The organism is Roseovarius sp. PS-C2 (assembly GCF_018862045.1).
Classification (GTDB): Bacteria; Pseudomonadota; Alphaproteobacteria; order Rhodobacterales; family Rhodobacteraceae; genus Roseovarius.
On the sequence record NZ_JAHKSQ010000004.1, the window covers coordinates 254,703 to 279,902 of the forward strand.

At 65.0% G+C, this 25,200-nt stretch carries 25 protein-coding genes and 1 tRNA gene; 13 read left to right on the forward strand and 13 right to left on the reverse strand.

Annotated elements, in window-relative coordinates:
• Both KPG71_RS09475 and ccoS read left to right on the forward strand, forming a co-directional pair.
• A complete protein-coding gene (locus tag KPG71_RS09475; protein WP_216337843.1) occupies positions 1–2,190 on the forward strand; it encodes a heavy metal translocating P-type ATPase in 2,190 nt (729 codons plus the stop codon).
• 4 nt (positions 2,191–2,194) lie between these two features.
• Positions 2,195–2,353: a cbb3-type cytochrome oxidase assembly protein CcoS gene (gene ccoS, locus KPG71_RS09480; protein ID WP_073034589.1), complete on the forward strand. Its 159-nt coding sequence runs from the start codon at positions 2,195–2,197 to the stop codon at positions 2,351–2,353.
• Positions 2,354–2,597: 244 nt separating this feature from the next.
• Here the strand turns inward: ccoS and KPG71_RS09485 are convergent, their stop codons facing one another.
• Positions 2,598–3,809, reverse strand: a complete 1,212-nt coding sequence (locus KPG71_RS09485) for a bifunctional alpha/beta hydrolase/OsmC family protein (protein WP_216337844.1) — start codon at positions 3,807–3,809, stop codon at positions 2,598–2,600.
• 206 nt (positions 3,810–4,015) lie between these two features.
• Here KPG71_RS09485 and KPG71_RS09490 point away from each other — a divergent pair, with 206 nt between their 5' ends.
• Positions 4,016–4,762: a GGDEF domain-containing protein gene (locus KPG71_RS09490; RefSeq protein WP_216337845.1), complete on the forward strand. Its 747-nt coding sequence runs from the start codon at positions 4,016–4,018 to the stop codon at positions 4,760–4,762.
• 111 nt (positions 4,763–4,873) lie between these two features.
• Complete coding sequence (locus tag KPG71_RS09495) at positions 4,874–5,080, forward strand: hypothetical protein (protein WP_216337846.1); 207 nt, start codon at positions 4,874–4,876, stop codon at positions 5,078–5,080.
• A gap of 21 nt (positions 5,081–5,101) precedes the next feature.
• On the opposite strand, the gene dddP is transcribed toward KPG71_RS09495, so the two are convergent.
• Positions 5,102–6,445, reverse strand: coding sequence for a dimethylsulfonioproprionate lyase DddP (gene dddP / locus KPG71_RS09500; RefSeq protein ID WP_216337986.1), 1,344 nt, complete (start codon positions 6,443–6,445; stop codon positions 5,102–5,104).
• Positions 6,446–6,630: 185 nt separating this feature from the next.
• Between dddP and KPG71_RS09505 the strand changes: the two genes are divergently transcribed.
• A complete protein-coding gene (locus tag KPG71_RS09505; RefSeq protein WP_216337987.1) occupies positions 6,631–7,839 on the forward strand; it encodes a glycerophosphodiester phosphodiesterase family protein in 1,209 nt (402 codons plus the stop codon).
• 266 nt (positions 7,840–8,105) lie between these two features.
• Here KPG71_RS09505 and KPG71_RS09510 read toward each other — a convergent pair whose 3' ends face one another.
• Both KPG71_RS09510 and hemE read right to left on the reverse strand, forming a co-directional pair.
• On the reverse strand, positions 8,106–8,378 hold the full coding sequence (locus KPG71_RS09510; protein ID WP_216337847.1) for a type II toxin-antitoxin system Phd/YefM family antitoxin: 273 nt from the start codon (positions 8,376–8,378) through the stop codon (positions 8,106–8,108).
• Between the two features lie 132 nt (positions 8,379–8,510).
• Positions 8,511–9,545 carry a uroporphyrinogen decarboxylase gene (gene hemE, locus KPG71_RS09515; protein WP_216337848.1) on the reverse strand — a complete coding sequence of 345 codons (1,035 nt, stop codon included), beginning with the start codon at positions 9,543–9,545 and terminating at the stop codon, positions 8,511–8,513.
• A 95-nt stretch (positions 9,546–9,640) separates the two neighbouring features.
• On the opposite strand from hemE, the gene hemC reads away from it, so the two are divergent.
• Complete coding sequence (gene hemC, locus KPG71_RS09520) at positions 9,641–10,588, forward strand: hydroxymethylbilane synthase (RefSeq protein WP_216337849.1); 948 nt, start codon at positions 9,641–9,643, stop codon at positions 10,586–10,588.
• Between the two features lie 30 nt (positions 10,589–10,618).
• Here hemC and KPG71_RS09525 read toward each other — a convergent pair whose 3' ends face one another.
• Positions 10,619–12,049 (reverse strand): FAD-binding oxidoreductase, encoded by a 1,431-nt coding sequence (locus KPG71_RS09525; RefSeq protein WP_216337850.1) that lies wholly within the window; start codon positions 12,047–12,049, stop codon positions 10,619–10,621.
• Between the two features lie 113 nt (positions 12,050–12,162).
• On the opposite strand from KPG71_RS09525, the gene KPG71_RS09530 reads away from it, so the two are divergent.
• The 4 genes from KPG71_RS09530 to KPG71_RS09545 all read left to right on the forward strand — a co-directional run bounded on the left by KPG71_RS09530 (position 12,163) and on the right by KPG71_RS09545 (position 14,637).
• Complete coding sequence (locus KPG71_RS09530) at positions 12,163–12,702, forward strand: glutathione peroxidase (RefSeq protein ID WP_216337988.1); 540 nt, start codon at positions 12,163–12,165, stop codon at positions 12,700–12,702.
• 82 nt (positions 12,703–12,784) lie between these two features.
• A tRNA-Met gene (locus tag KPG71_RS09535) sits at positions 12,785–12,861 on the forward strand.
• Between the two features lie 103 nt (positions 12,862–12,964).
• Complete coding sequence (locus tag KPG71_RS09540; RefSeq protein WP_216337851.1) at positions 12,965–13,762, forward strand: hypothetical protein; 798 nt, start codon at positions 12,965–12,967, stop codon at positions 13,760–13,762.
• A gap of 332 nt (positions 13,763–14,094) precedes the next feature.
• Positions 14,095–14,637, forward strand: a complete 543-nt coding sequence (locus tag KPG71_RS09545; RefSeq protein ID WP_216337852.1) for a cytochrome c — start codon at positions 14,095–14,097, stop codon at positions 14,635–14,637.
• 13 nt (positions 14,638–14,650) lie between these two features.
• Here KPG71_RS09545 and modC read toward each other — a convergent pair whose 3' ends face one another.
• From modC to KPG71_RS09570, 5 genes are all read right to left on the reverse strand, one after another.
• Positions 14,651–15,748, reverse strand: a complete 1,098-nt coding sequence (gene modC / locus KPG71_RS09550) for a molybdenum ABC transporter ATP-binding protein (RefSeq protein ID WP_216337989.1) — start codon at positions 15,746–15,748, stop codon at positions 14,651–14,653.
• Positions 15,745–16,437, reverse strand: coding sequence for a molybdate ABC transporter permease subunit (modB, locus tag KPG71_RS09555; protein WP_216337853.1), 693 nt, complete (start codon positions 16,435–16,437; stop codon positions 15,745–15,747). Before modB ends, modC begins: the two co-directional genes overlap by 4 nt.
• A gap of 9 nt (positions 16,438–16,446) precedes the next feature.
• On the reverse strand, positions 16,447–17,226 hold the full coding sequence (gene modA, locus KPG71_RS09560) for a molybdate ABC transporter substrate-binding protein (protein WP_216337854.1): 780 nt from the start codon (positions 17,224–17,226) through the stop codon (positions 16,447–16,449).
• Positions 17,227–17,293: 67 nt separating this feature from the next.
• Entirely contained in the window at positions 17,294–17,665 is a 372-nt protein-coding gene (locus tag KPG71_RS09565) for a winged helix-turn-helix domain-containing protein (protein WP_216337855.1), read from the reverse strand.
• 43 nt (positions 17,666–17,708) lie between these two features.
• Entirely contained in the window at positions 17,709–18,659 is a 951-nt protein-coding gene (locus tag KPG71_RS09570) for a GlxA family transcriptional regulator (RefSeq protein WP_216337856.1), read from the reverse strand.
• 81 nt (positions 18,660–18,740) lie between these two features.
• Here KPG71_RS09570 and KPG71_RS09575 point away from each other — a divergent pair, with 81 nt between their 5' ends.
• The 3 genes from KPG71_RS09575 (at position 18,741) to KPG71_RS09585 (ending at position 21,684) form a co-directional block, all read left to right on the forward strand.
• Complete coding sequence (locus tag KPG71_RS09575) at positions 18,741–19,655, forward strand: 3-keto-5-aminohexanoate cleavage protein (RefSeq protein WP_216337857.1); 915 nt, start codon at positions 18,741–18,743, stop codon at positions 19,653–19,655.
• Positions 19,656–19,751: 96 nt separating this feature from the next.
• Entirely contained in the window at positions 19,752–20,264 is a 513-nt protein-coding gene (locus KPG71_RS09580; protein WP_216337858.1) for a lipocalin family protein, read from the forward strand.
• Between the two features lie 13 nt (positions 20,265–20,277).
• The gene (locus tag KPG71_RS09585; RefSeq protein ID WP_216337859.1) at positions 20,278–21,684 is read left to right on the forward strand and encodes a carnitine 3-dehydrogenase; all 1,407 of its coding nucleotides are present in this window, start codon (positions 20,278–20,280) and stop codon (positions 21,682–21,684) included.
• 327 nt (positions 21,685–22,011) lie between these two features.
• Here the strand turns inward: KPG71_RS09585 and KPG71_RS09590 are convergent, their stop codons facing one another.
• From KPG71_RS09590 to KPG71_RS09600, 3 genes are all read right to left on the reverse strand, one after another.
• Positions 22,012–23,388, reverse strand: coding sequence for a TRAP transporter large permease (locus KPG71_RS09590; RefSeq protein WP_216337860.1), 1,377 nt, complete (start codon positions 23,386–23,388; stop codon positions 22,012–22,014).
• On the reverse strand, positions 23,388–24,053 hold the full coding sequence (locus KPG71_RS09595; RefSeq protein ID WP_216337861.1) for a TRAP transporter small permease: 666 nt from the start codon (positions 24,051–24,053) through the stop codon (positions 23,388–23,390). The genes KPG71_RS09590 and KPG71_RS09595 overlap by 1 nt, the downstream gene beginning before the upstream one ends.
• Positions 24,054–24,140: 87 nt before the next feature.
• Positions 24,141–25,142, reverse strand: a complete 1,002-nt coding sequence (locus KPG71_RS09600) for a DctP family TRAP transporter solute-binding subunit (protein ID WP_216337862.1) — start codon at positions 25,140–25,142, stop codon at positions 24,141–24,143.
• Between the last annotated feature and the right edge of the window lie 58 nt (positions 25,143–25,200).

Sequence of the window (25,200 nt, forward strand, 5' to 3'; positions counted from 1 at the left end):
ATGACAGCCTCCATGCGCCCAACCCCTTCGGCCTGCCCGGCCTGCGCCGCCGCCCCCGCGGCAGAGCAACTGGCCGACATGCAGCCCCACGACCCGGCCCAGATCGCCCTGTCGCTGCCGACGATCCACTGCTCGGCCTGCATCACCAAGATCGAAAAGGCGCTGGAGGCCCACCCGCAGGTCAAATCCGCCCGCGTGAACCTGACCCTGAAACGCGCCAGCATCGAGGCCGGGCCGGAGGTCACCGCGAGCGAGATGAAAGAGCTGGTCGAAGGTCTGGGATACGAGGCGCACGAGCTCGATCCCGGCACCCTGAGCGCCACCGCCACCGACCGCGCCGGGCGCGACCTGCTGATGCGTCTGGCGGTTGCGGGGTTCGCCAGCATGAACGTGATGCTGCTGTCCGTGTCGGTCTGGTCCGGCGCGGCGGACGCCACGCGCGACCTGTTCCACTGGATTTCGGCGGCCATCGCCCTGCCGACCATCGCCTTTTCCGGTCAGCCGTTTTTCCGCAACGCCTGGGCGGCGCTGTCGAACAGGCAACTCAATATGGACGTGCCGATCACGCTGGCCATCCTGCTGGCCGTGGTCACCTCGCTCTGGGAAACCTCGCTTTCGGGCGAACACGCCTATTTCGACGCCGCACTTGCGCTCACCTTCTTCCTGCTGGCGGGCCGCTACCTCGATCACCGCACGCGCGCCATTGCCCGCTCCGCCGCCGAGGAACTGACCGCGCTCGAAGTGCCCCGCGCCACCCGCCTGACCGATACGGGCGAGGAGGAAACCGTCAATGTGGCGCAACTCTCCGTGGGCGACCTGATCCTGGTGCGCCCCGGCGGGCGCATGCCGGTGGACGGGGAAATCACCCAGGGCACCTCGGAAATCGACCGCTCCCTGCTGACGGGTGAAACCCTGCCGGTTTTCGCCAGCGAAGGGCAGGGCGTCTCAGCAGGCGAGGTCAACCTGACTGGGCCCCTCACCATCCGCGCTACCGCCGTCGGGGCCGATACCTCGCTGCACCGGATGGCCGATCTGGTGGCCATCGCCGAATCCGGGCGCTCGCGCTATACCTCGCTGGCCGACAAGGCCGCGAAGCTCTATGCGCCCGGCGTGCATATCCTCTCGGCGCTCGCCTTCGTCGGCTGGTATCTCTACACGTTCGACGTGCGCACCGCGCTTAATATCGCCGCCGCCGTGCTGATTATCACCTGCCCCTGTGCGCTCGGCCTCGCCGTGCCCGCCGTGACCACGGCCGCCAGCGGGCGGCTGTTCCGCAAGGGCATGCTGATCAAGCACGAAACCGCGCTGGAGCGTCTGGCGCAGGTCGATACCGTGGTCTTCGACAAGACCGGCACGCTGACCGCAGGCACGCCCGAACTGACCAACCTTGCAGACCTGCCGCGCCGCGACGTGGAACTGGCGCTGGCGCTGGCGCAGGGCTCGTCGCACCCGCTGGCGCAGGCCATCACCCGCGCCGCCCGCGAGGCCGGGTTCGCCCCCGCCCATGTCAGCGACGTGACCGAGGTGCCGGGATACGGCACCAGGGGCTCACTCAACGGGCAGGAGGTGCGCCTTGGCCGCGCAAGCTGGACCGGCGCGGAGGGCCGGACCGAGACCGCCACCTTCCTCAGCCGGGGCACTGGCGTGCCCGTGCCTTTCACCTTTGCCGACCGCCTCCGCGATGGCGCGGCCGAGGCCGTTCAGGCGCTCAGGGACGCGGGCAAAACCGTCTACCTCATGTCCGGCGACACGACGCAGGCGGTCGAGGCGCTGGCCGATCGGCTCGGGATCGAGCGCTGGCTGGCCGAGGCCCTGCCGGCGGATAAATCCAGCCGCATTCAGGCCCTCGCCGAACATGGCGCAAAGGTGCTGATGGTGGGCGACGGGCTCAACGACACCGCCGCGCTGGCGGCGGCCCATGTCTCGATCTCGCCCGCGTCGGCGCTCGATGCGGCGCGGGTGGCCTCGGATATCGTTCTTCTGGGCGGCGATCTGACGCCCATCGCCTCGGCCTGCACCACGGCGCGCGCCGCTACCCGCCGCATCCGCGAAAACTTCCGCATCGCCACGATCTACAACGTGATCGCCGTGCCGCTGGCGGTGGCGGGGCTGGCCACGCCGCTGATCGCGGCCTTGGCCATGTCGGCCAGTTCGATTACGGTGTCGCTCAACGCCCTGCGCCTGAGGTGACCCCATGACCATCCTTGCCTACCTGATCCCGATTTCCCTGTTTCTGGGGGGGATCGGGCTGGTGTTTTTCGTCTATACGGTGAAATCCAACCAGTATGACGACCCCGAGGGCGACGCCCGCCGCATCCTCAGCGACGAATACGACGACCACCCCAAGCCGTAACCGCCCACGCGCGACATTTGCGACCCAGGCCAAAAGTGGCAACGGCAGGTTCGCGCCCGACCCCGAGGGTGGGCGCGCTGACGTCTTCGCTGGCGTTGCGTCAAAAGACAAATGTCAGATGCTTTTGAAACGGTGAAGCAATTCGCGCCCGCCCTGGGGGGCGGGGTCGGGCGCGAACCGGATCGCAGGCGATCCGGGGGAGTATGGTCAATGTCGCGGTCCGCTGAATGCCGGCCCCTCTACGTCACTCCAGCTCCGTCTCCACCTCGGCGCTGCGCTCCAGCGTGCGATGCACCGGGCATTTGTCGGCGATCTCCAGCAGCTTCGCGCGCTGATCGTCATCCAGATCGCCCTCCAGCCGGATCACCCGCCTGAAGCGGTCGGCCTTGGCATTGCCCTGCGCGGCAGCGTCCTGCGCGTGCACCTTGTCATGGCTCACATCTACGCTGACATGATCCAGAGGCCAGCCCTTGCGCCGGGCATACATGCGGATCGTCATCGAGGTGCAGGCCCCCAGCCCTGCCGACAGGAACCCGTAGGGCGACATGCCCCTGTCGGTGCCGCCATAGGCCTGCGGCTCGTCGGCCAGCATGTGATGCTTCGGCCCCGCGTTGATATCCTGCAGGAACCCCTCGGTATCGGCCTCGCTGACGCGCACGATACCCTCGGGCGCGCCGGGCGGCGGGGCAGGGGGGCGCAGTTCCAGATACCGCGTGGCCCATGCGGCGATGACCCCGGCGGCATATTCCGCATCGCCGGGTTTGCTGATCAGGTGGTCGGCATCGGCCAGCGTGACAAAGCTCTTGGGATGTTTCGCCGCGCGAAAGATTTGGGCGGCGTTGTCGATGCCCACGATGGAGTCGCGCGGCGCATGCAGGATCAGCAGCGCCCGGTGCAGGGATTTGATTTCGTCCGTCAGGTTTTCGGCGGCCACGCTTTCGACGAAACGCCGCCCGATGGTCACGGTATGCCCGCCCAGAGTGACCTCGGCGCGCCCCTCGTCCCTGATCCGGCTCAGCGCGTCGTCGAAATTATGCGTCACATGCTCGGGGTCGTAGGGTGCGCCGATGGTCACCACCGCACGCGCGCTTTCGATCCTGCGCGCCGCCGCCAGCATCGCCGCCCCGCCCAGGGAATGCCCGATCAACAGCTTCGGCGCCATGTCGCGCGTCTCCAGCGCCTGCGCGGCCAGCACCAGATCGTCCACATTGGACACGAAGGTGGTGTTGGCGAACTCGCCTTCCGAATGGCCCAGCCCGGTGAAATCGAACCGCAGCACGGCAATACCCGCCCCCGCCAGCCGTGCCGCGATGCGCCGTGCGGCGGGGATGTCCTTGGAACAGGTGAAACAATGCGCAAACAGCGCCGTGGCCAGATGCGGCCCCTCCGGCAAATCCAGCCGCGCCGACAGGGTGTCGCCATCATGGCCGGTAAAGGTAAAGCGTTCGGTGGGCATGGGACTTCCTTTCGCAGCCGGGTCACCCTCAAAGGGTAGGCAACTGCGCCCGCGCTTTCCAGAGAAGACACGGTGCCGTAACGCCAAGGTGATGGTCATGAAACGCGCGAATTTGCGGTGAATTGCACGGAAACAGGCAGGCCGGGCCAGAGGCTTTGTTAACGAAGCGCTGCAATCCTTTCCCGACAGGAGCAATGGGAACCGGTATGCAACTGCGCCTTGCAACCCGCAACGATGTCAGGCTGTTCACTGCGGTGGTGGTCGTGGCGATGGTGTGCGGTTCGGTGCTGTTGAATTACATGGTGACGCCAACGCGGATACTGCGCGAAACCCTGATTTCCAGCGCGCTCATCGCGGGGATGCTGTCGGCGCCGGTGGCCTATTTCGTCGGCTCACGCATGCGCGACGTGCACGATCTCAATCGCCGCCTGCGTCACGCGCTCAGCTTCGATCCCCTCACCGGTGCCCATACCCGCAGCAATTTCCATTCCCGCGTCGCGCGGCTGTTGCGCGGGCCGATGGCGCTGATCGTCGTCGATATCGACCATTTCAAGGCGATCAATGACAGGTTCGGCCATCAGGCGGGCGATACGGCCCTGCAACAATTCGTGGCGGCCCTGATGGACAATTGCCGCACCGGCGATATCGTCGCCCGCTTCGGCGGCGAGGAATTCGTGATCCTGCTGCCGGACACGAAAACCGCCGATGGCCGTATCGCGGCCAACCGCCTGTGCAACCGGGTGCGCGAACGCCCCATCGTGGTCGAAGGGACGCCATTGCAGGTCACCGCCAGTTTCGGGGTGGCCGGGCTCGGCGATCCGGCAGGGATCGAACGCGCCATTCACGCCGCCGACCGCGCGCTCTACCGCGCCAAGGCCGAGGGGCGCAATCGTGTCTGCCTCTTCGATGCGGACAAGGATATGGGGGCGGACCCGCCCGAGACCCGGTCATGAGGGCTGTTTCAAGTTCAATATAAATCTGTGATGTATTGCATGTTAATAATTCGTTTTCATTATTAACCGGTCACGCCTAGCTTCCCCCTATCGCAAGAGATGGAGAGCGACATGGCACATGAAACCTTTTCCCGGCGCAGCGATCTGCACCGAATTCCGGCTGGCCTGTGGTGGATGCTGACCACCGCTGCTCTGGTGATCGTCGCGCTTGTCAGCCTCGCAGAGGGGCCGGCGCAGACCGGGGCGGACCCGTCCACCACACCTCCCCCGTTCGAAGACTGGCACGGCAACGTGCGCCGCTCGGGCGGCGGACAATGACGCATCGCAAGGGGCGGGGGCTCAGCCCTCGCCCATCAGCCGCGCATCGAACGGATAGCTGGTCAGGTTCTCGTACCCGTCCTCGGTGATCAGCACCTGATCCTCCAGCTTGATCGAGAAATCGCCCCCCTCTTCCCCCACCAGGGCCTCGACACACAGCACCATGCCGGGTTGCAGCACATATTCGAACGCCCCGTCGACCGCCTGATCGGGATAGGCCACCAGGGGCCACTCGTCGCACAACCCGACCCCATGCATCAGACAGCCGTATTTCAGGGCCTGGAACTTCGCGTCCAGAACATGAGTGCCCGCCGTCAGTTCCGGCACGCTCACGCCGGGTTTCAACATCTCCATGTTGGTCATGATATGCTCATGCGCGTGGCGCATCGCATACACCATGTCCGGGCGCGGGGCCGCATCGCCGATCCACCACGTCCGGCTGATATCGCAGCAAATTCCGTAACTGCCCACCAGATCGGTATCGAACGCCACGATCTCGTTATCCTGCACGATGCGCGGCCCGCATTCCTGAAACCACGGGTTAGTGCGCGGCCCGCTGGCCAAAAGCCGGGTTTCGATCCACTCACCGCCGCGCCGGATGTTCTCGGCGTGCAGCACCGCCCAGATGTCGTCCTCGCTGACGCCGCCCCCCGGCACCCGCCCACGGGCGAACCGTTCCATCTCGGCCACCGATTTCTCGCAGGCATGCATCGCACAGCGCATCGCGCGGATCTCGTCGGCGCATTTGACGGCGCGGGCCTTCTCGGTGACCTCCTCGCCCTCCATCACCACCAACCCCTGCGCCTCCAGCGCGCGCAGCCCGTGCACCATCACCTTGTCCACCGCCAAGTGCCGATGCCCCGGAGCATGCTCTTCCAGCAGGATACGCACCGCATTGGCAAACGCATCGGCGGCCACATCCACCTTGTCGCCCCGGTCGAAATAAAACAGATCAGCGCCCGAGCGCACCTCGGCCACATGCGGATTGAACCCGCTCAGGAACGGCGCGTTCCTGTAATCCCACATCACCATATGCCCGTCGGCACACAGCAACACCGCACGAAACGGGTTGTGCAAGTTCCACAACTGCATGTTGGTGCTGTCGGTGGCATAGCGGATATTGAGCGGGTCGAACATCAACAGCCCGCCATAGCCCCGCGCCACCACATGATCGGTCAGCCGCTGCCAGCGATACCGGCGCATCTCCTGTAGGTCGGGCAAGTCCAGCCCCACCTGCGCCCACTCCGAAAACGCCAGTTGCGTCGGGCCTATCTCGATCCGGTCGGCATCGTTGGGGGTATTGTCCCCAAGGCGCGCGCCGCGGCTCGGGTCGATCTTGCGAATGTCATGATACCGCATGTCCATCATGCACGTCCTCCCCTGCCGCTCAGGCTGCCCCGCCCGAACGCCCGCGGCTTTGCGGAAAACGACCCGCCCGCATGTCGCATTCCTGCCGCGCCGCCGCTGTCACAGAAGATTTGAAAAACCGTCACAGGAGTTTTGAGCCCCGCCGGTTACGTGCGCGCATGCAATCCAACCCGGAGACCAATATGCGCATCCTGACCCCCGCCGCGCTGGCCCTCACGCTGGCCGCCGCGATCCCCGCCACCGCCGCCGAACAACTGGGCTATGGCCCCCGCCCGGCTTACCTGATCGACCGCATGGCCGATGGCCCGCTGAAAACCCGACTGGCCGCCTGCCTCGGGCAAACCCCCGAACGCAGCGATTTTTCCATCGGCCACCGCGGCGCGCCGCTGATGTTCCCCGAACATACCGTCGAATCCAACCGCGCCGCCGCACGGATGGGGGCGGGCATCCTGGAATGCGACGTGACCTTCACCAAGGATCACGAACTGGTCTGCCGCCACGCCCAGAACGACCTGCACACCACCACCGACATCCTCGGCAGCGAGCTGGCCGACACCTGCGTGACTCCCTTCACGCCCGCCAATGGCGATACCCCGGCACAGGCCGAATGCCGCACCTCGGAAATCACGCTGGCCGAATACCGCAGCCTGACGGGCAAGATGGACGCCGCCGACAAAACCGCCACCACGGCCGATGACTACATGAACGGCACCGCAAACTGGCGCACCGATCTGTACGCCACGCAGGGCGGCACGCTGATGACCCATGCGGAATCGATCGACCTGTTCAAATCGCTCGGCGCAAAATTCACACCGGAACTGAAAAGCCCGGCGGTAGAAATGCCCCATGACGGGTTCACACAACAGGACTACGCCCAGAAACTGATCGACGACTACAAGGCCGCAGGAATCCCCGCCTCGGACGTCTGGGCGCAATCTTTCAACCTCGACGATGTGCTCTACTGGATCGAGGCCGAGCCCGAATTCGGCAAACAGGCGGTCTATCTCGTCGAATGGCATGACGGGTTCGACGAACAGGACCCCGAAACATGGAAACAGGATTTCGCCGCGCTCAAGGCGCAGGGCGTGAATTACCTCGCACCGTCGCTGAACATGCTGGTGACACCGAAAGACGGCGATTACGCCGCCTCCGCCTATGCCAAAGCCGCGCGCGAGGCCGGGCTGACCCTGATCGCTTGGACGCTGGAACGCTCCGGCCCGCTGACCTCGGGCGGGGGCTGGTATTTCCAGTCGGTCGCCGAAGTCACCGACAGCGACGCGGATTACTTCAACATCCTGCGCGCCCTGCACGAAGAGGCCGGCGTCGCCGGCGTGTTCAGCGACTGGCCCGCAACCGTGACCTATTACGCCAACTGCGTCGGCCTCGACTGACCCTCGACGGGTTTTCCGAAAACGGTGCGCGCCCTCTGGGCGCGCGCTTTGCGTTTGTATTGGGGGCTCTGCCCCCAACCCCCCGGGATATTTTGAGCAAGAAGAAGAGGAATGAGACCCCCGCGCCCGCCCGTCCCGCGCAGCCAGTTTGACCGGAAAAACGTTCAAACCGTCATTTCTTCTTGCCGGAAATATCCTGGGGGGAGGCCGCAGGCCGGGGGGCAAAGCCCCCTCTCATCGGGGCCGGACCGTGCGCGCGGCCCCGATCACAGCAACCCCTCCTTCAACATCCGGAACTCGCGCATCCGCTCGGCATGGCGCTGTTCGAGAAAGTCTTCGCGGGCGCGCTCCACGGTTTCCAGTGCGCGCAAATCCTTCAGGCTGACCAATGCGGCCACCTCGTGCCCATGGCGGGTGAGGACGATGCGCTCACCCGTGACAAGGTGGTGGGTCAGGCAGGTGCTGAAACCGGTGCGGAACCGGCTGACAGGGAGTTCGATGGGCATGCGGGCCTCGTGTTCGGGAAACAGGGCCAGCATGTGATGCAAGGGTTAACTCAGGACAAGCAGGGCGCGCGATGGCGCCTTTGCGTCCATCATGGATGCAAAATTCCCCGCAGGCCCCGATTTTCGTACAAAACCCGCCTACGCTTTGTACGTTTCGTACGAAACTCAGCCGCCGCGCACCGTGTCGATCATCAGTTGCACGTTGTCGGGGTCCGCGTCCGGTGTGATCCCGTGGCCGAGGTTGAAGATATGCGGCCCATTGCGGAAGGCATCGACGATCCGGCGGGTTTCGCGCACCAGTGCCTCGCCGCCGCTCACCATGTGTTTCGACGCCAGGTTCCCCTGCACGCAACCCGAGGGCTGCACATGTTCGGCCCCCCATTCCGGCGTCACCGAATCATCCAGCGCGACGCAATCCGCCCCGGTTTTTTCGTGGAATCCTATGTATTTATCGCCCGCTTCCCGAGGAAAGGCGATGACCGGAATGCCGGGATGACGCGCCTTGAGCTCGGAAATGATGCGTTTCGCGGGGGCGGTCGCGTACTTGTCGAAATCTTCACCTTTCAGCGATCCCGCCCAGCTGTCGAACAGCTTGACGCATTCCGCCCCGGCTTCGATCTGGGCCGAGAGGTACTCGACGGTCGCTTCGGTCAGCCGCTCCAGCAGCGCCTCGAAAAGCGCCTTGTTTTCAGTCTTGAGCGCATGCGCGGGCCCCTGATCCGGGGTGCCGCGCCCGGCGATCATGTAGGTGGCCACCGTCCAGGGTGCCCCGGCGAATCCGATCAGCGTGGTTTCGGCTGGCAGGGCCTGCGACAGATTGCGCACGGTCTGGTAAATCGGGTTCAGCGTTTCGTGGATCTCGCTGGCCGGTTTCAGCGCGTCGAACCCGGCCTGCCCGGTGATCGTCGACAGGCGCGGCCCCTCGCCGGTGACGAACCACAGATCGGCCCCCAGGGCCTGCGGCACCAGCAGGATATCGGCAAACAGGATCGCCGCGTCGAACCCGTATCGGCGGATCGGTTGCAGGGTGACTTCGGTGGCCAAGTCACTGTTATAGCACAAGGAAAGGAAATCGCCCGCCTCGGCGCGGGTGGCGCGGTATTCCGGCAGATAGCGCCCGGCCTGCCGCATCATCCAGATCGGCGGGGTCTCAAGGGTTTCGCCCGCAAGGGCCCTCAGGATCGTCTTTTGCGCGGCCATGTCATCCTCCGTTTGGCACGGTGGTCACCCCCCGGCGACACAATGTCAAGCACCCTGCGCTTGTCAGTCGCGGGCAGGGGGGCTAGACCAGCGCCATGACACGCGATTTGCCAACCCCCGACACCCCGATGAAGCTGGGCACGCGCGGCTCGCCGCTGGCGCTGGCGCAGGCTCATGAGACCCGCGACAGGCTGTCCGCCGCCTTCGACCTGCCGCCAGAGGCGTTCGAGATCGTGGTGATCAAGACCACCGGCGACCGGATCATCGACCGCCCGCTGAAAGAGATCGGCGGCAAGGGTCTGTTCACCCGCGAGATCGAGGATGCGATGCTCCGGGGGGATATCGACATCGCGATCCACTCGATGAAGGACATGCCGGTCCTGCAGCCCGAGGGGCTGGTGCTGGACACCTACCTGCCGCGCGAGGATGTGCGCGATGCGTTCGTTTCGCCCCATGTGGGCGGGTTGTCGGACCTGCCCGAGGGGGCGAAGGTCGGCACCTCGTCCCTGCGGCGCAAGGCGCAGGTGCTGGTAGCCTATCCGCATCTGCAGGTGGTCGAATTCCGCGGCAATGTGCAGACCCGCCTGAAGAAGCTCGACGATGGCGTCGCCGCCTGCACCTTCCTTGCGATGGCCGGGCTGAACCGTCTGGGCCGCTCGGACGTGGCCACCGCCGCCATCGCCCCCGAGGAAATGCTGCCCGCCGTCGCGCAGGGCGCCATCGGGATCGAACGGCGTGTGGATGATACCCGTGCTGCGGACATGCTGGCAGCCATTCACGACACGCCCACGGGGCAACGGCTGGCCGCCGAACGCGCCTTTCTTGCGGCGCTGGATGGCTCTTGCGAAACGCCGATTGCCGGTCTGGCCGAGCTCGATGGTGGCACGCTGCGCCTGCGCGGCGAGGTGCTGCGCCCCGATGGCAGCGAGGCGATCAGCGACGATCAGATCGCCCCGGTCGAAGACGGCGCCGAGCTGGGCCGCGCCATGGCGGTGAAGCTGCTGGAGCAGGCCGGCGAAGGGTTCTTCGACTGGCGCGAGTGATCCGCGCAGCGAACTGTCAGGCCGATTGGATCAAGCGTCCGGCAACACCTTGCCGGGGTTCATGATCCCGTTCGGATCAAGCGCCCGCTTGATCGCGCGCATCGCCTGCATCGCCGCCGGGTTCTTGTGCCGCTGCATCGCCGGTTTCTTCGACAGGCCCACGCCGTGCTCTGCCGAGAAACTGCCGCCAAGGTCCATGGCGGTATCGTCCACCGCCTGCTTGACCGCCTTGTGCACCTCCGGGTCCTGGGATTCGGGCCAGCCCGCGAAATGCAGGTTCCCGTCGCCCAGATGGGCCACGCAGAGCGGTATCAGGCCGGGGTCCAGATCCCTGGCGCGGGCGATGATGCGGTCTAGGAAAACCTGCATCTTGTCCACGGGCACGCAGATATCGTTGTCGATCACGTTCGCGCGCAGCCGCGCCACTTCGGCCGAGGCTTCGCGCCGCGCCCACATTTCCTGCCGTTGCGTGTCGCTTTGGGCCACGACGGCATCCAGAATCGCTCCGTCCTCGAACAACTGCCCCAGCACCTCTTCCAGATGCGCGGCGACAGGCACCGTGCCATCCGGCCCCGGTTGCGCATCGCGCGGCGCAAGCGCGCCGACCTCGACAAGGATGTTGATGTCATGGCGGTCATCGAAGGGCGCGCGGGCCTCGGGGAAGCGGTCCAGATAGGCGTCCATGAACACGCCGGGCATGAATTCGAACGCCTCCACCGCACCGCCGGTTTCCTGTTGCAGCCGGTTCAAAAGCACCAACGCCCGATCCAGCGACGGCACCGCGACCATCGCCGTGGCATAGGCCCGCGGTTTGGGGTACAGCTTCAGAACGGCGGCGGTGATGATGCCAAGCGTGCCCTCGGCCCCGATCAGCAGGTCGCGCAGGTCATAGCCCGAATTGTCCTTGTGCAACTCGCTCATCAGGTCGACGATCTCGCCCGTGGGCAGAACCGCCTCGATCCCGAGGCACAGATGCCGGGTGCTGCCATAGCGCAGCACGTTCGACCCGCCCGCATTCGTCGACAGCGCACCGCCGATCATGGCCGACCCGCGCGCACCGAAGAACAGCGGGAAAATCAGGTCATGTTCCTCGGCGGCCTCGTGGATGCGCGACAGGATCGCGCCCGCCTCGACAATGGCGATGCGGGCCTCGGGGCGCACCTCGCGGATGGCCGACATCCGATCCAGCGACACCATGATCGCCCCATCCGCGCGCGTCCCCTCGACCAGCCCGGTATTGCCCGAAACCGGCACGATGGGCGTGCCCAGCCGGTTGGCCAGCCTGACCACCTCTGAAACCTCTTCGGTCGTCGCCGGGCGGACAACCGCCAGCGGGGTCCAGTGCGCCTGTCTGGTCCAGTCCTCGCTCCAGCGGGCGGCCTCCGCGCCGGTGGCCACATGCGCCGAACCGACAATATCGGCCAGCAGATTCAGGGTGTCGTCGGAATGTGTATCGGTCATGCCCGCCAAGATGCGCCAGCCACCCGGAGGACGCAAGATGTCACTGGACAATGCAATGGGGCGGTCTAACTTTGTATGACACCCCTATGGGAAAGGACGCCCTCATGATCCGCATGTTCCGCCTTCACCTTGCTGCCGCGATCTGTGCGCTGGCCGGTGTCCTGGCCTCTCCGGTCATGGCCGCGCCGGGGGTGTGGAGCTTTGACTCGATCGACGGCGGCACGTTGTCCTTTGAGGATTGGCAGGGCAGGCCGGTTCTGGTGGTGAACACCGCCTCGCGCTGTGGCTACACCCCGCAATATGACGGGTTGCAGGCGCTCTATGACCGGTATCGCGAGCGCGGGTTGGTGGTGCTGGCCGTGCCGTCGCAGGACTTCAAGCAGGAACTGTCCACGGATCAGGAGGTCGCCGACTTCTGCGAGGTGAATTTCGATCTCGACCTGCCGATGACCACCATCACCCATGTGCGCGGCGATGACGCGCATCCCTTCTACAAATGGGTCGCCCGGACCGAAGGGTTCACGCCGGGATGGAACTTCAACAAGATCCTGATCGGCCCCGACGGCGCGGTGGTGAAAACCTATGGCTCCGTCGTGCGCCCGCAATCGGCCCAACTCACCCGCGCAATCGAAGCCCTTTTGCCCGATAGCTGACCCGACAGGAGCCATCCCGCCGAAAAACCGGTTTTTTCGCCTTGACGCAAGGCGCGGCCTGTCATACCTAGCGCCTCGTTCTGGCGGAGTAGCTCAGTTGGTTAGAGCAGCGGAATCATAATCCGCGTGTCGGGGGTTCAAGTCCCTCCTCCGCTACCAACAATCCCAAACAGCGAAAAAGAAAAACAAGGGCTTTAGTGTCTTTGGATGTGGCGCGCCGCTACCTTTGCGACGGATTTGCAGTAGCTTTGGCACACCAAGTTTGAATCTTGGACGCTCAGCTTGCCGCGACGTTGGAGGTGCTGACGGATTAATGCCAAGGGATAGTCACAAGAATGCACTATTTGAACCGGATACGACATTTTGGGAGAACCTGTTATCTGTATTCCTTTGTGCTGGAGTAAAACTGACAATGAAACTTTCGACTGCCGCTGCGGCGCTAACTTCGTTGTGTTTGGCATGTGGGCCAGCAAAGGCGGAGTCCGCCAAACGATTGGCGGACCTCCTGACAAGAGACAATTTCTCCCCAGATGGTCTCCTTGCATCCAAAACGATTGCGTCGTTCGAAGGCTGCGTCCTGCACCTGACAGTGGACAAGCTGGATGCTTGCTCACGCGGTGCCAGTTTTGAAATGAGGGAAGAAATCCTCGATGTCAGAATGCTAAACTCCGGGAGCGAGGACGTCCGCGTCAGGAAGGTAGGCGAAGGGTATACCGCGCTTTCAGAAGTAAGCCTGAGCTATTCATATAAATGGCTATACGGAAAATTTCTGAAGAGAGCGAACGACACCAGTTCACGAATCTTCGAAGAGGAATATGCAAGATACCCTGCCGATGTAGACGCCCGTCTGCGTTCATTGAGCAAAAGATATCGAGAAGAGATTGAGCCTGAGTATTATTCGAAATCCATGGAAACCACGACATTCTGCTCCGGCGTGGAAATCAATCAACCTTTAGACGATTATTCGTTCTCATTTTATCTTCCGCCTGAAAACGCCGAGGAGTTTATCGACCTGCTCGAAAACCACGCGTCAAACTGCGAAAGCGATGTAAATAGCTAGTCAATCCGGAAATCTGAGCGGTCCCGACCGTCTTCCTATTCGGTGTGTTCCAAGCGCGCGCCACGCATAACCGGCCATTGTTCGGTGTCCCATTCGTTCGCCGGGGCCCCGTCTCCTCCGCTACCAACAATCCCTTATTTGCGTATGACTCTCAACGGTCAAGCCGATGTGCTTTGGTCAAGACACATACGCATTGCCAATTCTCCCGAGCCTTCGGGCGCAATCGGTGTCCTTTTCCTGACACATCGGAAAGCGGCAGCCCCAACTACATTTCAGGGCGATTTATGATATACTGTTCCTATAGCGCAAACCTGAAGTGAAAGGAGACCGTCATGAAGGTCCGGGTAATGATTGCGCTGTTTTCCGTCGCCCTTGCGCCGCTTGCGGCCGCACATGAAAGCGCGACAGGTGTCGTCAAACAACGCATGGAACAAATGGAGCGTTTCGAGGAGTTGATCGAACGCGTGTTCGCAATGATGCACGGGGAACTGTCCTATGACGCCCGTTCCGTCCAAAGCGCTGCGCAGGAAATACGCGCTGGGGCGGGCAGGCATATGACCGATCTGTTCCCGCGCGGCTCGGATGGACCGCCGAGCGAGGCCAAAGCCGGGATTTGGCAGGATTTCGAGACTTTCGAACATTATGCATGGATGCTCGAACGCTGGTCTGGTGAACTTGCGGTGCAGGCCGGCAGGTCCTCGCAAGGCAGGCTGCCGAAAGATTGGGAACAGGCTGAAATGGGCCCCGGCATGATGCGAGAGGGCGGTCTGATGGGCAGGGGCGGCATGATGAACCAAAGCGGCGCGGTGTTCGCGGCGTGGCACGTCGCGGCGACATGCAACGCCTGTCACGCGGATTTCCGCGAGGAGGAGTGATCGGGGTTGGCCCCTACGGGTGCCGCGAAAACTCCGTGCCGCCCACGTCTTCGGGGGCGATGGCGACGGTTTTGACGATGGCGTGGCAGGTCACGCCCGGCTCCAGCCCCATCGCCCTGGCCGAGCGTTGCGTCACCCGCGCCAGAACCCGGCCCGCCGGTGTGGCCAGCGAGACGATGGCCCCCGGCCCCGCGCCGGGGCGGATCTGTTCGATGGTTCCGGGCAGGATGTTCAGCGCCGACAGGCCCTCGGGCCTCTTGCGGGACAGCACCACCTCCTGCGCCGCGATGCGGATGCGGATCGGCTGGCCGATGGCATGGGGCACGCGCGGCAAAAACAGCGGCACGCCCCCCGCATCCAGCTCCGACAGCCCGTCCTCGTGATGCGCCGCCACCGTAGCGGCCAGCACCGCACCTGCGGCCCGCGCGCCAAGCGGGGTCAGCATCGGATCGCCCAGAACCTCGGCGGCGGGGCCCTGACCGGCCACGCGCCCGTCCTGCAGGGCCACGACGGTGGTGGCCAGCCGGGCCACCTCGGCGGCGGAATGGCTGACATAAAGGATTGGCACCGACACCTCGTCGCGCAGCCGCTCGAAATAGGGCAGAATCTCGGCCTTGCGGTCCTCGTCCAGCGCCGCCAGCGGCTCGTCCGCCAGAATGATCGACGGATCGCTCAACAGCGCCCGGCCAATGGCGACGCGCTGCTTTTCGCCCCCCGACAGCGCGCCGGGACGGCGCTCCAGCAACGCCCCGATGCCCAGCATATCGACCACCTGATCGAAACTGCTGCGGCCCGTCTTGCGAAACCACCGCCCGTATTTCAGGTTCTGCCGCACGCTCAGATGCGGAAACAGCCGCCCCTCCTGAAACACGTAGCCAAGCCCCCGGCGATGCGGCGGCAGGTTCACGCCCTGCGCGCGGTCCAGCAGGGTTTGCCCGTCCACGGCGATCCGCCCCTCGTCGGGTGTCAGCAGCCCGGCCACCGCGTTGATCACCGTCGTCTTGCCCGAGCCCGAGCGCCCATACAGCACGGTCAGCCCCGGCGGCGCCTCGAACGCGACATCGAGTGCGAACCGCCCCAGATCGTGTTTGATCCGCACCGACAGCGTCATGTGCCCGCCACCCGGTTCGCGGCGCGGCGCGCCAGCCACTCGGAGATCAGCAAGGCCGCCATCGCCACCACCACCGACACGATGACCAGCCGCATGGCCGATCCCTCGCCGCCCGGCACCTGCAAGAAGGCATAGATGGCCGAGGGAACGGTGCGCGTTTCGCCGGGGATGTTCGACACGAAGGTGATCGTCGCGCCGAATTCGCCCATGGCCTTGGCAAAGCCCAGAATACTGCCCGCGATGATCCCCGGCAGGATCAGCGGCAGCGTGACGGTCGTGAACACCCAGGCGCGCGATGCGCCCAATGTGGCGGCGGCCTGTTCCAGCTTGGGGTCCACCGCCTCGATCGACAGGCGGATCGCCCGCACCATCAGCGGAAAGCCCATGACCCCCGCCGCCAGCGCCGCCCCCGTCCAGCGAAAGGCCAGGACGATGCCGAAGTCCTGCAACAGCCCGCCCACCGGCCCCTTGGTGCCGAAGGTCAGCAACAGCAGGTAGCCCGTCACCACCGGCGGCAGGATCAGCGGCAGGTGCACGAGCCCGTTCAACACCTGCTTGCCCGGAAAGGACCACCGCGCCAGCGCATGCGCCACGAGAATTCCAACCGGCAGCGCGGCCAGCGTCGCCCAGAACGACACGCGCAGCGACAGCGCCACAGCCTCCCATTCCTGTGGTCCCAGCCAGCCCATCGTTTCCGTTTATTCCGTCACGACGACAAAACCCTGCCGCTCGAAGGCCGCGCGCGCAACCGGTCCGCGCAGGTAGTCCAGAAATTCCGCCTCGACCCCGGTATCGCGGCCCGCGATATCGGCTGCGGGATAGACGATGGGCGGGTGGCTGTCCTTGGGAAAGGTCGCGACAACGGTCACCTTGTCATCGGCCACGGCATCGGTGGCATAGACAATCCCGTAGGGCGCTTCGCCCAGGGACACCAGCGCCAGCGCGGCGCGCACATTGTCGGCCTGCACCACTTGCGGCGCGATGCCCTGCCACAGGCCCAGATGTTCCAGCGCGGCCTTGCCGTAAATCCCCGCCGGTACCGCATCGACCAGCGCCATCGCCAACTTGCCGCCCGCCAGAAGGGCGGGCAGGTCCATCTCGGGGCCGATCTCGACCTTGCCGGCATCCGTGCCATGCGCGATCAGGACGATGGAATTGGCCAGCAGGTCGAACCGCGTGCCCGGCTCCAGCAACCCGTCCTCTTCAAGCGCATCCATCCAGCCGGGATTGGCCGAAACGAACACATCCGCCGGGGCGCCCTGCTGAATCTGACGCGCCAGCGCCGAGGACCCGGCCAGCGACACCGACATGTCATGGCCGGTCTCGGATTCGAACCGTTCTTCGATTTCGGCCATGGCGTTGGTCATGCTGGCGGCGGCGAAAACCGTGATTTCCTCGGCCAGAACAGTGACCGGGGTGCAGATCGAAAAGGCCAGCGTCCAACCCGCAAGGCGGCGCGCCGATGTGAACAGACCCATGCGATTCTCTCCGCAGTTTCGTTATATCTCATCGGGAATAACGGTCTGGAGGATCATAAGGCAAGCGCTATTTCCCATCGGGAATATCGCGCAGCATCGCCTGCAACCTTGCAATGTGATCGGCCCCGGCCTTCCGGGCGGCATCCTCCAGCCCGCGAAACTCGGCCAGAACGGCCTGTCCGGTCTCGGTCACCTCCGCACCGCCGCCCCTGGCGCCGCCCCGCGTGCTTTCGACCAGCGGTTCGCGGAACATGGCGTTCATCGTTTCCACCAACTGCCACGCGCGCTTGTAGCTCATGCCCATCTCGCGCCCGGCGGCGGCGATCGATCCGGTCCGCGCGATCCGTTCCAGCAATTCGGCCTTGCCGGGCCCCAGCATCCCGCCGGGGGCGAAATGCAGGCGCAGGCGGAAACGGGGGGCAGAAGGCTGATCGGTCATGCGCGTGATCTTGCGCTGAAACACCGGACAGGACAAGCCACGGCTACCCGCCGCCCCGCAGGTCCGAAGGCGTTATCCCGTATACCTGCCGTACCGCACGGCTCAGCGCGGCAGGGCTGTCATAACCGCTTCGCAGGGCGATCTCGGCCACGCTCAGCCCGGTCGTCTCCAGCATCCGCCGCGCCGCCGCCAGCCGCAAATGGCGATAAACCATGCCGGGCGGCGCACCCAGCCGGGCGCGAAACCGCCGGTCCAGCGTGCGCGGCTGGCACGACAGCGCCCGCGCCAGCGCGGCAAGGGGCAGGGGGGCTTCGACATGCTCGCGCATCAGGGCCAGCGCCCGCTGCACCAGCGGATCGCTGACCGCCTGCCGCTCGCGCCCGGCGTCCAGCGGTGGATCGCCCTGAATGAACAGCGCCTCGGCATCCAGCCGCACCGACAGGCCCAGATGATCCGCGATCAGCCCCATCGTCATGTCCATCGCCGACATCGCCCCGGCGCAGCTCCACCACGGGCCGTCGCGGATGACACGGGCGCGTTCGGCCTCCACCTCCAGAAACCGCTCGGTGAACGCATCCAGAAGATCCCAGTGCAGCGTCGCCCGCCGCCCCGCCAACAGCCCCGCCGAGGCCAGCAACCAAGGCCCCGCATCCAGCCCCACGACCGTGCCCGCCCCGGCCACCGCCGCCCGCAAGGCGCGGCGCGTGGCGGGGGTGTCATGGCGGCGATGATCGTAGCCCGCCAGCACGAACAGGTAGTCTACCCGCCCAATCTGTGCCAGCGCCGCATCGGGCAGCACCTGCAACCCGCTCGACGACAGGGCAGGCGCACCCTCCATCGTCACGATCTGCCAGTCGAACGCCTCCCGCCGCACCAGGGTGTTGGCCGCGCGCAGAGGCTCAAGGCAATTGGCAAGGCACAGGTTGGAAAACGCATCGAACACCAACAGGGCGATACGCACCGGGGATTGCGCGGGTTTGGTCCATTTCTGCATGATATTTGTCTTTTACGGCAAAATGCGCAGTCCCGCCATCGCGATACGCTTCCCCGGACACACCGTTTCAGGGAGGCCCCGATGCCGCTAGCCATGACCCGAGAGGTTTTCATCACCTGCGCCGTCACCGGCTCGGGCGCAACGCAGGACCGCAGCCCGCACGTCCCCCGCTCGCCGCGCCAGATCGCCGACAGCGCCATCGCCGCCGCGAGGGCCGGGGCGGCCATCGTGCATTGCCATGTGCGCGACCCCGATACCGGCGCCCCCTCGCGCGATCCGCGCCTGTTTCGAGAACTCACCGACCTGATCCGCGCCTCAGATACCGACGTGGTGCTGAACCTGACGGCGGGCATGGGCGGCGACATCACATTCGGCGGGGTGGAACAGCCCCTGCCGCTCGACCCCGCAGGCACCGACATGGCCGGTGCCACCGAACGCGTCGCCCATATCGCCGAATGCCTGCCGGAAATCTGCACGCTCGATTGCGGCACCATGAATTTCGCCGAATCCGATTACGTCATGACCAACACGCCGGGCATGTTGCAGGCGATGGGCCGCATGATGACCGACCTCGGCGTCAAACCCGAGATCGAGGCCTTCGACACCGGCCACCTGTGGTATGCAAGGCAACTGGTGGCCGACGGCATCCTCGCCCCCGACGCGCTGGTGCAACTGTGCATGGGCGTGCCCTGGGGCGCGCCGGACGACCTGAACACCTTCATGGCGATGGTCAACAACGTGCCGCCCGACTGGACGTTCTCGGCCTTTTCGCTGGGGCGCAACCAGATGCCCTATGTCGCGGCCTCGGTGCTGGCGGGCGGGCATGTGCGCGTGGGGCTCGAAGACAACCTGATGCTGGATCGCGGCGTTCTGGCCGAAAACTGGCAACTGGTCGAACGCGCGGCGGCGATCGTCGAAAACCTCGGCGCGCGGGTCATCGGACCGCAAGAGGTGCGTAAGAAACTGAACCTGACCAAACAGGCCCCCAGGGGCTGAGTGCGGATGCCCCGACCCGCCTTCGCCCGATTGGACGTTGCTCATGGCCGGGCCATCGCGCAGTCTGGCGTGACACCCTGAAAGGAAGGCTCCCCCATGATCCGCCCCGCCATCGCCCTTGCCGCGCTGACCCTGCTGATGGCCTGCGCCACGACGCCCACGCCGTCCTACCGCAACACCGATCAGCCGCTTTCGGTCACCACCCGCCACGATGCCGCGCGTCTGGCCGGGGAATGGCGGGTGCGCGCCGCAACCCCCGGTGATGCCTCCCTGAGCGCCGTCACCTACCGCCCCGGCGGGCAAGAGGCCTTCGCCCTGACCCGCCGCATCTGCAACGAGTCCGGCGCATGCGAACCCCGGCGCAGCACCTACCCCGCCAGACCGCTGGGGCCCAACCGCTGGGCGCTGCGCGCCGCGGACGGGGCCGAGTGGCAGATCTGGGTGGTCTGGGTCGATGCCGATTACCGCACCGCCGCCATCGGCACGCCCGACGGGCGCTTCGGCTGGGTGCTGGACCGCGCTACCTCGGGCGGTGACGACAGGATCACCGCCGCCCGCGAGATACTCGACTTCAACGGATACCAGACCGGCGCCCTCATCCCGCGCTGACAGGAGACGGACAATGACCAGAACGGCAGCGATCATCGGCGGCGGCGTCATCGGCGGCGGATGGGCGGCGCGCTTCCTGCTCAACGGCTGGAACGTGCAGGTGTTCGACCCCGACCCGCAGGCCGGGCGCAAGATCGGCGAGGTTCTGGATAACGCCCGCCGCGCCCTGCCCATGCTCTACGATTGCGCCCTGCCGGACGAAGGCGCGCTGACCTTTCACGCGACCATCGCCGAAGCGGTGAACGATGCCGACTGGGTGCAGGAAAGCGTCAGCGAACGGCTCGACCTCAAACACCGGGTCTTTGCCGAGGTTCAGGCCGCCAACCCGGCGGCACTGATCGGCTCGTCCACTTCGGGCTTCATGCCCTCCGAACTGCAACAGGGCGCGGCAGACCCCGCGCGCATCATGGTCACACACCCGTTCAACCCGGTCTACCTTCTGCCGCTGGTCGAACTCGTGCCCTCACCGGCCACCGACCCGGAGGCGGTGGATACCTGCAAGGCCATGCTCACCTCGCTTGGGATGTGCCCGCTGCTCGTGCGCAAGGAAATCGAGGCCCATATCGCCGACCGCCTGCTCGAATCCGTCTGGCGCGAGGCTCTCTGGCTGGTCAATGACGACATCGCCACCACCGAGGAAATCGACAACGCCATCCGCTACGCCTTCGGCTTGCGCTGGGGGCAGATGGGGCTGTTCGAAACCTACCGCATTGCCGGGGGCGAGGACGGCATGCGCCATTTCATCGCCCAGTTCGGCCCGACCCTGCACTGGCCCTGGTCGAAACTGACCGACGTGCCCGACCTGTCCGATACGCTGATCGACAAGATCGCCGCGCAGTCCGATGCGCAATCCGGCCACCTGTCGATCCGCCAGCTCGAACGCAAACGTGACGGCAACCTCATCGCCATGATGCGCGCCCTGCGCCAGCAAGACAACGCCACGGGCCGCCTGATCAATGCTCACCAACAGGCCCTGCGCGCGCCCCTGTCCGACAGCGCTCCGCTGATCAGCCAGGATCGCGTGATCCCGGTGGACTGGACCGACCTGAACGGCCACATGAACGAAGGCCGCTACGGCCAGATATTCTCCGACGCCGCCGACGCGGTCCTGGCGCATGTCGGTGCGGGCGAGGATTACATCGCCTCGGGCCTCAGCTATTTCACCGTCGAGACCACGACGAAATACCTGGCCGAAACCCATTCCGGGGAACGGGTGCGCGTACAGACCCGCATCACCGAGGGGCAGGGCAAGAAACTGCGCTGCGCCCACGAACTGATCCGCGCCAGCGATGGTGAGGTTCTGGCCAGTTGCGACCAGCTGATGATCCATGTCAGCCTGCAAACCCGCCGCAGCTGCGCGCCGGACCCCTCCGTGGCCGACCGCGTCGCTTCCCTTGCCGCCCTTCACGCCAGCGGCTGACCGTCCACCCAAAAAGATTCCATGCCTCCGGCGGGGATATTTTCAGCAAGAAGAAAAGGGGGGCTATTCCTCCCCCCTTCCGAAAAAGGTCGAACCTTTCTCCTTGCACGGTCATCGGCGTCCCCGCCTGTACCGCATCCACCACGTTACGGGGCGTTGGTTAAAAAGCGGTTAGCGGGCTTTCTTCTTGCCCCAAATATCCCCGCCGGAGGCATCCGACATATCAGCCCCGGACAGCCGGAGCGGTCTGCAAGAGCCGGATATCCAGGCAAAGACGAGGCCCCAGCGGCAATCGCCGGGGCCTCGTCCCGAAGGTCCGTGAGCGGGTCACTTCGTTATGATTTCCGGCCCCATGAAGGTGTTGGGCAGGAAGGTCGAGATCGCGGGGATGTAGGTCACCATGATCAGGAACACGAACAGCACCGCGAGGAAGGGCAGGGCGGCGCGCACCACACCCATCATCGGCATGCCCGCCACGCCCGAGGTCACGAACAGGTTCAGGCCCACAGGCGGGGTGATCATGCCGATTTCCATGTTCACCACCATGATGATGCCTAGGTGGATCGGGTCGATCCCCAGTTCGATGGCGATCGGGAACACCAGCGGTGCCACGATCACCAGAAGCCCCGAGGGCTCCATGAACTGCCCGCCGATCAGCAGGATCACGTTGACCACGATCAGGAACATCACCGGCCCGAACCCGGCGCTCAGCATGGCGCTGGCGATCTGTTGCGGGATCTGTTCGTCGGTCAGGACGTGTTTCAGGATCAGCGCGTTGGCGATCACGAACAGCAGCGTCACCGTCAGCTTGCCCGCCTCGAACAGCGTGTGGCGCGTGTCGGCGTGGAAGAATGCGGTGATCAGCGCCTGCGGTTTACGCAGCAGCGACAGGTTGCGCCCTTCGCCCTCGGTCGCCAGCGGCCCCATGTCCTTGTAGACGAAGCTGGCGATGAAGAAGGCATAGACCGCCGCCACCGCCGCCGCTTCGGTCGGGGTGAAGATGCCGCCATAGATGCCGCCCAGGATGATGACGATCAGGAACAGCCCCCAGGCCGCATCTCGCCCCGAGGCGAAGATCTCGCCCCAGCCCTGCCACTCGCCCTTGGGCATGTTGCGCAGCCGCGCCATGATATAGATCGCGGTCATCAGCATGAAGCCCGCCATCAGCCCCGGAATCACACCGGCCAGGAACATCCGGCCCACCGATACCTCGACCGCGGCGGCATAGACCACCATCACGATCGACGGCGGGATCAGGATGCCCAGTGTCCCGGCATTGGCGATGACGCCGGCGGCGAAGTCACGGGTATAGCCCACCTGGCGCATACCCGCGATCACGATCGTCCCGATGGCCACCACCGTGGCCGGGCTCGAGCCCGACAGCGCGGCGAACAGCATGCAGGCGAAGACCCCGGCAATGGCCAGCCCGCCATGCAGGTGCCCCACGCAGGCTATGGAAAACCGGATGATCCGCTGCGCCACGCCGCCCGTCGTCATGAAGGACGAGGCGAGGATGAAGAACGGGATCGCCAGCAGGGTGAAATGCCCCTCGAAGGCTTCGAACAGCGTCTGCGCGATGGACGCCATCGAGCTTTCCGAGAACCACAGCAGGAACAGGGTGGAGCTCAGCCCCAGCGAAACGGCGATGGGCACGCCGATCAACAGCAGCCCGACCACCATGAAGAACAAAAGAACCACTTCCATCAGTCATGCTCCCCCTGTTGGGCGCGGACGTTGTCCAGTTCGTCCTCGACCTCGTGACTGGCGACCAGACGGTCCACGTCGCCCTTCAGGATGCCCACCGCCGCCTGCACGAAGCGGATCACCAGCAGCAGCATCGACACGGGCAGGACCACATAGGGAATGGCCTTGGGAATCTTCTCGTAGCTTTCGCCGTAATTGATCAGTTCTTCCAGGAACCGGAACGGCGCGATCATCGGGATGTCCTGCACCTCGTACCAGCCCTGTCCGCGCGCCTCCCAGTCGAACCCGGTGGGGAACCAGCGGCCCGTGGTGGGCGGCAGTTCGGCAAAGACCGACCAGTAATCCCAGGCGCCCTTGAGCAGCAGCAGCGAAAACACCAGGCAGCACGCCACCGAAATCAGCGCCAGACTGCGCCGCATCGGCGCGGACACCATGTTGAGGATCGCATCCACCCCCAGATGGGCGTGTTTCTTCACCGCATAGGAGGCGCCCAGCAGAACCAGCCAGCCGAACATGAACACGGTGACCTCGAGCGCCCAGAGAATGTTTGAATTGAACAGGTAACGGGCGACGACATTGGCGAAGGTCACCATCGTCATCAGGCCAAGCAGCACGGCGATCACCGTCTCCTCGATCCTGTCCGTCAGGCTGTGCCCGATCTGCATTGTTCCCCCTCCCGGCTGTGGTTGCAAAAAGGGCGGGCCATGCGGTTATGGCCCGCCCCGGTGGCTGCGACTGCGCGCAGCCCGGTCTTACATGCTGGCGTTGATGGCCTGGGCGGCGTCGATGTTTTCCTGGCCCACGTCGTCCTTGAACTGGTCCCAGACGGGTTTCATCGCATCGACCCACATGGTGCGCTGTTCGTCGGTCAGCTGGCGCACTTCGCCACCGGCGTCGATGACCGCCTGCTTGGCCTCCTGGTTCACCTTGGCCGACTCGCTGTTGCGCGCCTCGGTCACTTCACCGAGGATGGTCAGGAACTGCTCGCGCACCTCGGCGTCCAGCCCTTCCAGCCAGTCGATATTGGTCACCACCAGATAGTCGATCACACCGTGGTTGGTTTCGGTGATGCCGTCCTGCACCTCGAAGAACTTCTTGCCGTAGATGTTCGACCAGGTGTTTTCCTGCCCGTCCACGACACCCTGCTGCAGCGCGCCGTAAACTTCGGAAAACGCCATTTTCTGCGGGCTGCCGCCGATGGCTTCCATCTGCGCCACCAGAACGTCCGAGGACTGCACGCGGAATTTCAGGCCGTTGGCGTCCGACGGCTCCAGCAGCGGCTTGTTGGCCGACATCTGCTTCATGCCGTTATGCCAGTAGGCCAGCCCCTGCAGGCCGCGGCGCTGCATCGAGTCAAGCATCGCCTGACCGTTGTCCGAAGCCTGGAACGCGTCCACGGCGTCGATGTCCTTGAACATGAAGGGCAGGTCGAACAGGCGGAACTGCTTGGTGAACTTCTCGAATTTCGACAGCGACGGCGCGGCCAGCTGCACGTCGCCCTGCAGCATCGCTTCCAGCACCTTGTTGTCGTTGTAAAGCGTCGAGTTCGGATAGACTTCCATGCACATCGTGCCGTTCATCTCGTCGTTCACGCGCTGTTCCAGCAGCGACGCGGCGATCCCCTTGGGGTGCTTGTCGGTGTTGGTGACGTGGCTGAACTTGACGACGATCTCGCCATCGTCGCAGGCCGCGCTTGCGGCGCCGGCGGTGATGGACAGGGCCACGGCCGTGGCGGCGGCGGTCAGGAATTTCATGTCTGTCTCCTCCCATGTATTGAGACGGTTGCAATCGGCGCCCGTTACGGCGCGACGC